Origin of the sequence: Streptomyces sp. URMC 127 (assembly GCF_051386535.1) — a bacterium.
Taxonomy (GTDB): Bacteria; Actinomycetota; Actinomycetes; order Streptomycetales; family Streptomycetaceae; genus Streptomyces.
Genome location: NZ_JBPQTW010000022.1, coordinates 48506 through 59194, shown reverse-complemented (window position 1 = coordinate 59194; position 10689 = coordinate 48506). Strand labels below are relative to the sequence as shown.

The window sequence follows — 10689 nt, the reverse complement described above, 5'->3', positions numbered from 1 at the left end:
CGGTCGAACGCGCTGGGCGTGCCCCCGCGCTGGACGTGGCCCAGGACGGTGGTGCGGGCCTCCTTGCCGGTGCGCCTCTCGATCTCCTTGGCGAGCCACTCCCCGACCCCGGACAGCCGTACGTGCCCGAAGGCGTCGTGCGACGTGCCGTCCTTCAGGACGAGGTCGCCGTCCTTGGGCATCGCGCCCTCCGCGACGACGACGATCGGGGCGTAGCTGGCGCGGAAGCGGGACGTGACCCAGCCGCAGACCTCGTCGAGGTCGAAGCGCTGCTCGGGGATGAGGATGACGTTGGCGCCGCCGGCGAGCCCGGAGTGCAGGGCGATCCAGCCGGCGTGCCGGCCCATGACCTCGACGACGAGGACGCGCATGTGGGACTCGGCGGTGGTGTGCAGCCGGTCGATGGCCTCGGTGGCGATGCCGACCGCCGTGTCGAAGCCGAAGGTGTAGTCGGTGGCGGAGAGGTCGTTGTCGATGGTCTTCGGGACGCCGACGCAGGGGATGCCGTGCTCGGCCCAGAGCAGGGCGGCGACGCCGAGTGTGTCCTCGCCGCCGATGGCGACGAGGGCGTCGACCTCGTCCGCGGCGAGGTTCTCGCGGATCCGCCGGACGCCGCCGGGCTCCTTGAAGGGGTTGGTGCGCGAGGAGCCGAGCACGGTGCCGCCGCGCGGGAGGATGCCGCGCACGGCGGGGATGTCGAGCCGGGAGGCGGCGCCCTGGAGGAGGCCGCGCCAGCCGTCCCGGTAGCCGATGAACTCGTAGGAATGGTCCTGGACGCCCTTGCGGACGACGGCACGGATGACCGCGTTGAGGCCGGGGCAGTCGCCGCCGCCGGTCAGCACTCCGATCCGCATGACACTCTCCTTCAGCCGGAGGACGCCGGCCGCGGCCGGAGTGCGCGGTCAGGCGTCGTCGAGACCTCGCTCTATCGCGTAGCGCACGAGCTCCACGCGGTTGTGCAACTGGAGCTTGCCCAAGGTGTTCTGCACATGGTTCTGCACCGTGCGGTGGGAAATAACCAGACGCTCGGCAATCTGCTTGTACGACAGGCCCTTGGCGACGAGGCGCAGCACCTCGGTCTCGCGGTCGGTGAGCCGGGGCGCCTTGGGCTCGTCGGGCGCGGCCGGGGCGGGGTCGGCGGCCAGCCGCCGGTACTCGCCGAGGACCAGCCCGGCCAGGCCGGGGGTGAAGACGGGGTCGCCGGCGGCGGTGCGGCGCACGGCGTCGACGAGCTCCTGCGTGCTGGCGGACTTCAGCAGGTAGCCGGTGGCGCCGGACTTCACGGCCTCCAGGACGTCGGCGTGCTCGCCGCTGGCGGACAGCACGAGGACGCGCAGGGCGGGGTTCTCCCCGACCAGCTCCTTGCACACGGCCACGCCCGGCAGGCCGGGCAGGTTGAGGTCGAGGACGAGGACGTCGGGGCGGGCGGCCTTGGCGCGGCGGACGGCTTCGGGGCCGTCGCCCGCGGTCGCCACGACGTCGTGGCCGGCGGCGGCCAGGTCGCGGGCCACGGCGTCGCGCCACATGGGGTGGTCGTCGACGACCATGACCTTGACCGGCTGCTGCGCTGCGGTCTCTGCCGTGCCTGCGGTCTCTGCCGCGCCTGCGGTGTCTGCGGTGTCGCTCATCGCTCTTCTTTCCCGTTCCCCCGTGGGACCTTCGGTTCCTTGGGCCTTCGGTCCTCCGGGATCTTCACTTCTTGGGGACCTTCACTTCTTGGGGACCTTCAGCTCGACTTCCGTGCCCTGGCCCGGGACGGACAGCAGCTCGGCGCTGCCCCCCAGGTCGCGCAGGCGGCCGCGGATGGACAGGGCGACGCCCATGCGGCCCTCCCGTTCGGCATCCGCGAGGCGGCCCTCGGGGATGCCGGGGCCGTCGTCCCGGACGGTGACGATCACCTCGCCGGGCTCGTCCTCCAGCAGGATCCAGGCCCGCGCCCCCTCGCCCGCGTGCTTGCGCACGTTGTCCAGGGCCGCGCCGACGGCCGCGGCGAGCTCCGCGGCCGCGGCCGCCTCCAGCAGGACCGGCGTGCCCGGCCCGGCGAACGAGACGTCGGCGCCCGCGTGCGGGGCGAGCAGGGCGCCCACGTCGATGGGGCCGGAGGGAATGCGGGGGGCGTCCGGTGCGGCGCCGGCCGGCGCCGCGTCCCCGGCGAGCTCCTCGGCGGAGCGCTGCGGGGGCAGCAGGCCCCCGGCGACCAGGGTACGCAGCGCGATCTCCTGCTCGCCCGCCATCCGGCCGAGCTCGGCCGCCTCGCCGCCGAGCGCGGCACCGCGCCGCTGCACCATGGCCAGCACCTGCAGGACGCTGTCGTGGATGTCACGGGCGAGCCGTTCGCGCTCGCGGGTTGCGGCCTCGATGCGCAGGGCGCGGGCGAGGGTGCGCTCACTGGCGCGGGCGACCTCGACGATGTAGCCGATGGCGATGCTGGAGATGCACACCAGGAGCACGTTGTGGACGGTGTCCCGGGCGGGGCTGCCGCGCTCGGCGAGGTTGGCGGCGGCCACGAGCGTGGAGCCCACGGCCGCCCAGCGCCAGCCGCCCTTGATGGCCAGGCCCAGTACGGCGCCGCCGGTCCAGATGGACGGCAGGGTGGCCGCGCCCCCGTCGATCCGCGCCGGGGTGTCGACGGCGGCGGTGACGAGGATTCCGGCGAGCGCGAGGGCCAGGTCGGTGACGAGGAACCGCTTCGTGCAGCGCTCCGGCGCCGAGGTCCGGTTCCAGGTGAGCGCCATCCACGCGGTGAGTACGCCCAGGTAGAGGGCGCCGCCGAGCGGATGTGCGTACTCGTGGTAGTTGACGGCGAAGAGGGCCAGGGCGTAGCAGAGCGTCAGGATGCGGTATCCGGTCAGCGCGCGCCACAGCGGCAGCTCCACCGACATCCGTACGACGCGCGGCTTCCCACTGCGCGGTGTCATCGACCAACCCCCGAGCCGTGCGCCCCGCGCACCGGCTGCCGTTTACCCGCTGTCTCCGCCGTCGCCGTCCCCGCTACTCGCCGCTCCGGTCGCCCTTGTCGAGCCCGGCGGCCTTGGCCGCCTTCTCCTCCTCGGCCTTCCGCTTCGCCTCGTCCGCGATCTGCCGCTTGGCGGCGGTCGCGTAGATGTCCACGTACTCCTGGCCCGACAGCTCCATGATCTTGTACATGACCTCGTCGGTCACCGAGCGCAGGATGAAGCGGTCGCCGTCCATGCCGTGGTAGCGGCTGAAGTCCAGCGGCTCGCCGATCCGGATGCCCGGGCGCACCATCTTGGGCAGCACCTTGCCCGGGGGCTGCACCTTCTCGGTGTCGATCATGGCGACGGGGATGACCGGCGCCCCGGACAGCAGGGCCACCCGGGCGAGCCCGCCGGGCTTGCCCCGGTAGAGGCGGCCGTCGGGAGAGCGCGTGCCCTCCGGGTAGATGCCGAACAGCTCGCCGCGCGCCAGCACCTCCAGGCCGCTCTTGACCGCGGCCTCACCCGCGCCGCGGGCACCCGAACGGTCCACGGGCAGCTGGCCGACGCCCTTGAAGAACGCCGCCGTCAGCTTTCCCTTGACTCCGGGGGAGGTGAAGTACTCCTGCTTCGCGATGAACGTGACCTTGCGGTCCAGGACCGCCGGGAGGAAGAAGGAGTCCGAGAACGACAGGTGGTTGCTCGCGAGGATCGCGGGCCCCTCGGCCGGGATGTTCTCCAGGCCCTCCACCCACGGCCGGAAGGCAAGCTTCAGCGACCCGCCGATGGACACCTTCATAGCGCCGTAGAACAACCGAGAACCTCCTGTGTGTGACGAGGAGACCTTAACCTGCCTACCCGCCGTGCGGCGCTCCGCGTACGCTGAGGACCGGACCACCTGTGTCCTCCTGTGCCCTCCCCCAGCCCCCGCATCCCCGATCGGAGATCCCGGTGCCGCTCCTCCCCGGAGCCGAGCCGTTCCGCCACGAAGGCGGAGAGGTAGGCGTCCTCGTGTGTCACGGCTTCACCGGTTCCCCGCAGTCCGTGCGGCCCTGGGCGGACCATCTGGCGGAGCGGGGCCTGAGCGTCTCGCTGCCGCTGCTGCCGGGGCACGGCACCCGCTGGCAGGACATGCAGCTCACCGGCTGGCAGGACTGGTACGCGGAGGTCGACCACGCGCTGCGGGAGCTGCGCGAGCGCTGCTCGCAGGTCTTCGTGTGCGGCCTGTCGATGGGCGGGGCCCTGGCCCTGCGGCTCGCGGCCCGCCACGGCGACGCGGTCAGCGGCGTCGTCCTCGTCAACCCCGGCAACAAGGTCCACGGCGTCGCCGCGCGGGCGCTGCCCGTCGTGCGCCACTTCGTGCGCTCCACCAAGGGCATCGCCAGCGACATCGCCAAGCCGGGCTGCGAGGAGGTCGGCTACGACCGGGTGCCGCTGCACGCCGCGCACTCGCTGCGCCGCTTCTTCCGGCTGGTCGACGCCGAACTTCCCCAGGTGACCCAGCCGTTGCTGCTCATGCACAGCCCCGAGGACCACATCGTCCCGCCCGCCGACTCGGCCCGCATCCTGGCCCGGGTCTCCTCGCGGGACGTCACCGAGCGGCTGCTGGAGCACAGCTACCACGTGGCCACCCTCGACCACGACGCGGAGCGCATCTTCGCGGACACCTACGCGTTCATCGGCCGGCTCTCCGGCGTCGGCTCCCAGGAGGGGACGGCCGCCCGTGGCTGAGCGTGACGCCGGCCGCGACGAGAGCCGCGACCCGCTCGACGAGGACGCGGCCTGGGCGGAGCTCGTCGCCTCCTACGGGGAACAGCCCGACCCGGAGAAGGGCCGCTGGCCCGCCACGGGCGACGACGCCGCGCCCGCCGAAGGCGGCGAGACCGGGGCGGGGAAGGACGCGCCCCCGGCGCCGTCCCCCTCGCGGGAGGAGCCGCCGGGCAGCTTCATCGTCTACGCCCCGGGCGTCGGCCCCCGCGACTGGAGCACGCCCGAGACGCCCGACGACGAGGCGGTCGAGGCGGACGCGGACGACGAGGGCCACTTCGTCCCGCCCGAGCCGCCGCCGCTGCCCACCGGCGACGTCACGGCCCGCTTCGCCTGGATCGCCGTGCTGGGCGGCCCGCTGCTGCTCCTGGTCATGGTGCTGCTGCAGCAGCCGCTCACGTGGTGGCTCACCACCATCGGGATCGGCGGCTTCCTGGGCGGCTTCGCGACGCTCGTCCTGCGGATGAAGGACGGCGACGACGAGGACGACGACCCGGGCCGCGGAGCGGTCGTTTAGGGCTCAGAAAAAAAATAGAGCCGTCCGGCGATTGAGGACCGGGGTCCGGGGCGGAGCCCCGTGCTACGCGCCCGGCACCCGCAAAGCCGCCAGCACCGGCAGGTGATCCGTGGCCGCCCGGAGGTCCCGCTCCGAGACCCCGGGCAGCCCCATCGGCACCCCGCACCCCAGCACCTCCACCCCCTCCGTCGCGAAGACCGCGTCGATCCGCTGCAGCGGATCACCCAGCCGGGTGGTGTGCTCCCGCCCCCACGGCTTCGTCGCCCAGCCGTCCTGCAGGGCGTCCGCGAGCAGGCCGAAGGTGCGGCCGTCGGGCCGGTCGTTGAGGTCGCCCGCGGCGACGGCGTACGGCACGTCCAGGGCGGCCAGCCGGTCGAGGAGCAGCCGGCCCTGCTCGTAGCGCTCCCAGTCCTTGATGCTCAGGTGACAGCTGAGCACGCCCAGCCGGGCCCGGCCGAACCGCAGCACGGCGGTCGCGAAGCCGCGCTGGTGAAGGCCGGGGGTACGGGGCAGCAGGACGTCCTCGGTGCGCTCCACGTGGGCGCGGAGCGAGGAGAGGATCATGGGGCCGGAGGCGGTGGCGCCGCCGGTGACGTGGACGAGCCCGGAGGTGCGGGCGAGGCGGGCGGCGGCCTTGCGCCAGCGGAAGAACCGGGGCGCCTCCTGAACGCAGACGACGTCGGGCCGGCAGGCCCGGATCACCCGGGCGAGGGCCGCGACGTCGTCGCGCATGGAGCGGATGTTGTAGCTGAGGACGCGGACGACGACGGAGCCGTCGGGCTCCGTCCGGGACGCCGGAAGATCCGGCAGGGTCGCGCCCGTTCCGGCTTGTGAACCCATTCCGCTCCGTCACCTCTCTCCGCCGCGACGGCGGGACGCGGGACGGCGGTGTCCGGCGGTGCCGAATCCACGTGAGCCGGGTTCGGCACCGCCGGCGTGCGCCGTCGTGGTGGATGTCCGCTGCGGCGGAGAAGAACGCCCGGCGGCGGACGGAAACGGGGGCACCCCCGGCAGCGGGGGCACCCCGGACCGCGGGGTTACCCCTGCCGGGCCAGGTCCGCCGCGCCGACCAGGCCCGCCTTGCCGCCCAGCTGGGCGGCCAACACCTGCGCGTGCGGGCGCCACTGGCCGCCGATCAGCCAGCGCTTGAAGGACTTGCGGATGGGGTCGAGGACGAGGTCGCCCTCGTCCGAGACGCCGCCGCCGACGATGAACGCGGAGGGGTCGAAGAGCGAGGCCAGGTCGGCCAGGCCCGCGCCCGCCCAGCGGGCCAGCTCGCGGAAGGAGTCGATGGCGACCGGGTCGCCCTGCCGGGCCGCGGCGCTGATGTGCTTGCCCTCGATGCCCTCGACCGTGCCGTCGCCGAGGCCCAGCAGGATCGCGGCGTTCTCCGGGGTGGCGTTGGCGCGCTGCTTGGCGTAGCGGACGAGCGCGCGCCCGGAGGCGTACTGCTCCCAGCAGCCCTGGCTGCCGCAGCCGCAGAGCAGGCCGTCCGGCACGACCCGGATGTGGCCGAACTCGGCGGCCACGCCGAAGCGCCCGCGCCGCAGCTTGTTGCCGATGATGATGCCGCCGCCGAGGCCGGTGCCCAGCGTGATGCAGATGACGTCGTCGTGGCCCTGGCCGGCGCCGAAGCGGTACTCGCCCCAGGCCGCGGCGTTGGCGTCGTTCTCGACGACGACGGGGAGGCCGACGCGCTGCTCGACCTTGTCCTTGAGCGCCTCGTGGCGCCAGTTGATGTTCGGGGCGAAGAGGACGGTGGCCCGCTTGTCGTCCACGTAGCCCGCGGCGCCGATGCCGACGGCCTCGACCTCGAAGCCCTCGCTGACCGTGCGCACCGCGTCCGCGATGGCGTCGATGACGCCCTCGGGGGTCGGCGGGGTCGGCACCTTGCACGTCGCGAGGATGCTGCCCGCTTCGTCGACCACACCGGCCGCGATCTTCGTGCCGCCGATGTCGACGCCGATGGTGAGTCCCATGTGTCCCTCAGTTTTTCGCTCGAACCCCGCCGCGACCCACCGTACCGGAGCCGGAGATCAGTCGAGGTCGATGCGCTCGCTCCCGCCCTTGCCCCCGTCGTCGTCGCGGGGGCCGGCGGGCCGTCCGGGGCCGCGCGGGGGCTCCTCGCGCGTCCAGCGGGCCTCCTGGCCCTGGACGGCGGCGCGGTAGGCGGCCAGGAGTTCGGAGCCGGCGGAGGCGAGGTGGTCGAAGACGTCGGGGTTGCGCTCGATGACGGGTTCGACGACGGCCTTGGCCTGGGCGATGACCTGCTGGACGACGCCCTGTGCGGTGCCGCCGCCGGGCAGCTGGATGCCGGAGACCTTGCCGGCGACGGCGTCGACGAGCTTGCGCAGCTCCTCGGCGGCGCTGCCGGGCGGCGGGCCCGCCTGCGCGCGGCGGCGGGCGCGCTCCGCCGCGAGGTCCTCGGCGCAGGCCTGCTCCCAGGCATCGGGGTCGGGCGCCGCCTCGGGTGCGGGGCGCTCGGTGTGGTCGCTCATGGCAGCGGCTCCTGGCTCCTGCGACAGGGGTTTCCTCCGACGTTACCCGAACGGCAGGGTGCCGTTCAGGGCAGTGCTGTTCGGGGCAGTGCCGTTCAGGCGGGCCTCGGCCAGAGATCCGGGTCGGGGGTGAAGCGCACGCACAGTGCCCCGTCCCGCAGTCCGGCGCCCGAGACGGTGCAGCGGCGCAGCGCGGAGGGCAGGGGCAGGACGCGGCGGAAGGGGCCGATGCCGACGATGAGTTCGTCGCCGCGGCGCAGGAGGTCGAGCTCGTCGCGGCGCGCGCCGGGCAGGGGGAGGCGCCACAGCAGCACGCCGTCGGTGGCGAGGCGGTCCTCGACGGTCCGGTCGCCGTCGGCGCTGCCGGTGCCCTGCCAGCCGTCGAGCTCGTCGGTGAGGCCGCCGCCGGGTATGACCCCGACGCCGCCGGCGGAACCGTTTCCGCCCCCGATGGTGGTCGAACGGGCGGCGAGGGAGAGCTCGGCGAGGTCGTGCGCGCCGCGCGGGGCCCGCCCGAGGTGCGGCAGCTCGCAGACGGTGACGCCGTCGGTGAGGAACTCCTCGTGCAGGGTCTTGCGGGCGTCGAGCTGCTCGGCGACGAGACCGGCGAGCCAGGGATCGCCGGGGGCGGCGGGAGAGCTGCCGCCGTCGGCTCCGGGCAGGAGCCGGTTGGCGACGAGGGCGTCGACGCGGCAGCCCTGGAGGGCGAGCGCGGCGCGGGCCAGGCGCAGTTCGGCGACGGCGAGGGGGCCGGGTTCGGCGACGAGCCGCACGGTCGTGCCGTCCTCTTCGAGGACGTCCTGGACGGCGGCGAGCTCGGCCTCCCAGCGCTCGGCGGTCTCGTACAGCCGCTGGGCGGGCATGGGCACGCCGGCGAGCTGGGCGAGCATCGGGCGCAGGGCGCGGGCGGCCTGCCGCTCGGCGGGCAGCAGCCGGCGCAGGTAGCGGCGCAGCTGTTCGGGCAGGCCGAGCAGCCGGACCGTGGCGTGCAGGGGCGGCATGTCGGCGACGAGCAGGTCCCAGGCGCGCTCCTCGTGCGCGGCTCGCAGGGCGGTGAGGAGCGCGAGGGGCTCGGCGCCGGGCAGCTCGGTGAGCTCCTCGGGGTCGAGCGGGGTCGCGCCGAGCAGGTCGAAGAGGGAGGCGCCGCGCTCCTGCAGGTCGCGGGCGCGGTCCTGGAAGTGCTCGCCGGTGGCGATGCGGGCGGCGTGCAGCCCGGGCGCGGCCTCGGCCGGCGGTCCCCAGAGCGCGGCGTCACCCGGCTTGGGCGCGGGCAGAGCGGTGCCGAGCACGGCTTCCGGGGCGGGGCCGCGGTCGGCCGTCAGGAGCAGGACGCGCCGCCCCTCGCGCGCCGCGGCCAGAGCCGTGGCCGCCGCGGCGGTGGTGCGGCCCGCGCCGCCGGGACCGGTGACGAGGACCGTGCGCAAGGGGGGAGCCTCCAGCGGTGACGTAGCGCGTACGGGAGCGGCCGGTGCGCACCCGGGGCCGGGAACGCTCCCGGCGCCGGGAACGGGAATGCCCCGGGGTCAGGAAGCGGCGCCGCTCTCGACGCGCTTCTTGAGGCCGTCGAGGGCGCGGTCGATGATGACCTTCTCCGCCTTGCGCTTGATCATCCCGAGCATGGGGATCTTGACGTCGACGGTGAGCCGGTAGGTGACCTCGGTGTGCTTGCCGCCGGCGACCGGGGCGAGGCTGTAGGAGCCGTCGATCTGGCGCAGCATCTGCGACTTGACCAGCGACCACTTGACCACGTTCGGCTCGGGCCACTCGTAGGCGAGGACGTGGTCGTCCTTGATGGCGCCCGCGTCCAGCACGAGGCGCACCTGCGTGGCGCGGCCCTGCTCGTCCGTCTCCAGCACCTCGGCCTGCTTGACCTCGCCGGTCCACTCGGCATAGCGGCCGAAGTCGGCGATCACGGCCATCACCTCGGCAGGGGTCGCCTCGATCGTGATGCTCGAGCTCGTGTGTTCCGCCATCTCCGTGGCTCCTCCGTACCGGTCCGCCGCCTGGGTGTCTGCCGCTGAAGGCTACCTCGCGCTGCCCGTCACCACTCCAGCACCCAGGGTGTGCCCGTGGAGGCGAAGTGGCCGACGTTGACGCATTCCGTCGCCCCGATCCGCATCCGTCGGGCCAGCGGCTGGTGGACGTGGCCGAAGAGCGCGTAGCGGGGCGAGGTGGCGCGGATGGCGTTAAGGAGGGCCGCGCTGCCGCGCTCGAAGCGCCGGGCGACGGTGTCGTAGCAGAGTTCGGGCACGTCGGGAGGGATGTGCGAGCAGAGCACGTCGACGTGGCCGAGGGCCGCGACCTTGGCCGCGTACTCCTCCTCGGAGACCTCGTACGGCGTGCGCATGGGCGAGGGGAGGCCGCCGCCGACGAAGCCGAAGACGAGACCGCCGATCTCGACGCGCTCGCCGTCGAGGACGGTCGTGCCGTCCTGCGCGAATTCCGGCCACAGCCGGGGAATGTCGACGTTTCCGTAGGTGGCGTACGTGGGGGCGGGGAAGGCGGCGAAGAGCTCGGCGTACTGCTTGCGGACGGCGCCCTCGATCGCGGCGTCCCGGTCCATGCCGTGCCACAGGCTGCGGGCGAGCTCGCGGGCCTCGGCGAAGCGGCGGGCGGTGCGCAGCTCGACGATCCGGTCGGCGTTCTCCACGCCGAAGAGCTCGGGGAAGATGCCGCGCGAGTGGTCCGCGTAGTCGAGGAAGAGGACCAGGTCGCCCAGGCAGACCAGGGCGTCGGCGCCCTCGCCCGCCCGTGCGAGAGCCGTGCTGTTGCCGTGCACGTCGCTGACCACGTGAACCCTCATAGCGCCTCCATACGGATCACCCTAGGCGCTGCGGCCGGGCCTCCGGTAGGGCTGCGACCTGCGGTTACGCCGGTGGTTACTTCCGGGTCACCGAACGGAGGGGCTAGGGTGCGTCGGAGCAGTCCCGCGGCATGTGACGCAGAGAACATCTGGGCGCAGCCCCCTATT

Annotated in this window: 12 protein-coding genes; 2 read left to right on the top strand and 10 right to left on the bottom strand. The window is 73.9% G+C overall.

Features of this window, described 5'->3' with window-relative positions:
- The 4 genes from ACSNOH_RS08225 to ACSNOH_RS08210 all read right to left on the bottom strand — a co-directional run.
- The coding region (locus ACSNOH_RS08225) for a 6-phosphofructokinase (RefSeq protein WP_436720553.1) at nucleotides 1-854 on the bottom strand (854 nt) is incomplete at its 3' end.
- A 48-nt stretch (nucleotides 855-902) separates the two neighbouring features.
- Entirely contained in the window at nucleotides 903-1547 is a 645-nt protein-coding gene (locus tag ACSNOH_RS08220; RefSeq protein WP_436720555.1) for a response regulator, read from the bottom strand.
- A 162-nt stretch (nucleotides 1548-1709) separates the two neighbouring features.
- The gene (gene macS / locus ACSNOH_RS08215) at nucleotides 1710-2918 is read right to left on the bottom strand and encodes a MacS family sensor histidine kinase (protein WP_436720552.1); all 1209 of its coding nucleotides are present in this window, start codon (nucleotides 2916-2918) and stop codon (nucleotides 1710-1712) included.
- 73 nt (nucleotides 2919-2991) lie between these two features.
- A complete protein-coding gene (locus tag ACSNOH_RS08210; RefSeq protein ID WP_436720551.1) occupies nucleotides 2992-3750 on the bottom strand; it encodes a lysophospholipid acyltransferase family protein in 759 nt (252 codons plus the stop codon).
- Between the two features lie 137 nt (nucleotides 3751-3887).
- Here ACSNOH_RS08210 and ACSNOH_RS08205 point away from each other — a divergent pair, with 137 nt between their 5' ends.
- Complete coding sequence (locus ACSNOH_RS08205) at nucleotides 3888-4667, top strand: alpha/beta hydrolase (RefSeq protein WP_436720550.1); 780 nt, start codon at nucleotides 3888-3890, stop codon at nucleotides 4665-4667.
- A complete protein-coding gene (locus ACSNOH_RS08200) occupies nucleotides 4660-5220 on the top strand; it encodes a hypothetical protein (RefSeq protein WP_436720549.1) in 561 nt (186 codons plus the stop codon). The genes ACSNOH_RS08205 and ACSNOH_RS08200 overlap by 8 nt, the downstream gene beginning before the upstream one ends.
- 63 nt (nucleotides 5221-5283) lie before the next feature.
- Here the strand turns inward: ACSNOH_RS08200 and ACSNOH_RS08195 are convergent, their stop codons facing one another.
- The 6 genes from ACSNOH_RS08195 to ACSNOH_RS08170 all read right to left on the bottom strand — a co-directional run bounded on the left by ACSNOH_RS08195 (nucleotide 5284) and on the right by ACSNOH_RS08170 (nucleotide 10521).
- Nucleotides 5284-6060, bottom strand: coding sequence for an endonuclease/exonuclease/phosphatase family protein (locus tag ACSNOH_RS08195; protein WP_436720548.1), 777 nt, complete (start codon nucleotides 6058-6060; stop codon nucleotides 5284-5286).
- Between the two features lie 197 nt (nucleotides 6061-6257).
- On the bottom strand, nucleotides 6258-7199 hold the full coding sequence (locus tag ACSNOH_RS08190) for an ROK family glucokinase (protein ID WP_302860117.1): 942 nt from the start codon (nucleotides 7197-7199) through the stop codon (nucleotides 6258-6260).
- 57 nt (nucleotides 7200-7256) lie between these two features.
- On the bottom strand, nucleotides 7257-7718 hold the full coding sequence (locus ACSNOH_RS08185; protein WP_436720547.1) for a DUF5304 domain-containing protein: 462 nt from the start codon (nucleotides 7716-7718) through the stop codon (nucleotides 7257-7259).
- 95 nt (nucleotides 7719-7813) lie between these two features.
- Complete coding sequence (locus ACSNOH_RS08180; protein WP_436720546.1) at nucleotides 7814-9142, bottom strand: ArsA family ATPase; 1329 nt, start codon at nucleotides 9140-9142, stop codon at nucleotides 7814-7816.
- A 99-nt stretch (nucleotides 9143-9241) separates the two neighbouring features.
- On the bottom strand, nucleotides 9242-9691 hold the full coding sequence (locus ACSNOH_RS08175; protein ID WP_436720545.1) for an SRPBCC family protein: 450 nt from the start codon (nucleotides 9689-9691) through the stop codon (nucleotides 9242-9244).
- A gap of 68 nt (nucleotides 9692-9759) precedes the next feature.
- Nucleotides 9760-10521: a metallophosphoesterase family protein gene (locus ACSNOH_RS08170; RefSeq protein ID WP_436720544.1), complete on the bottom strand. Its 762-nt coding sequence runs from the start codon at nucleotides 10519-10521 to the stop codon at nucleotides 9760-9762.
- Nucleotides 10522-10689 lie beyond the last annotated feature (168 nt).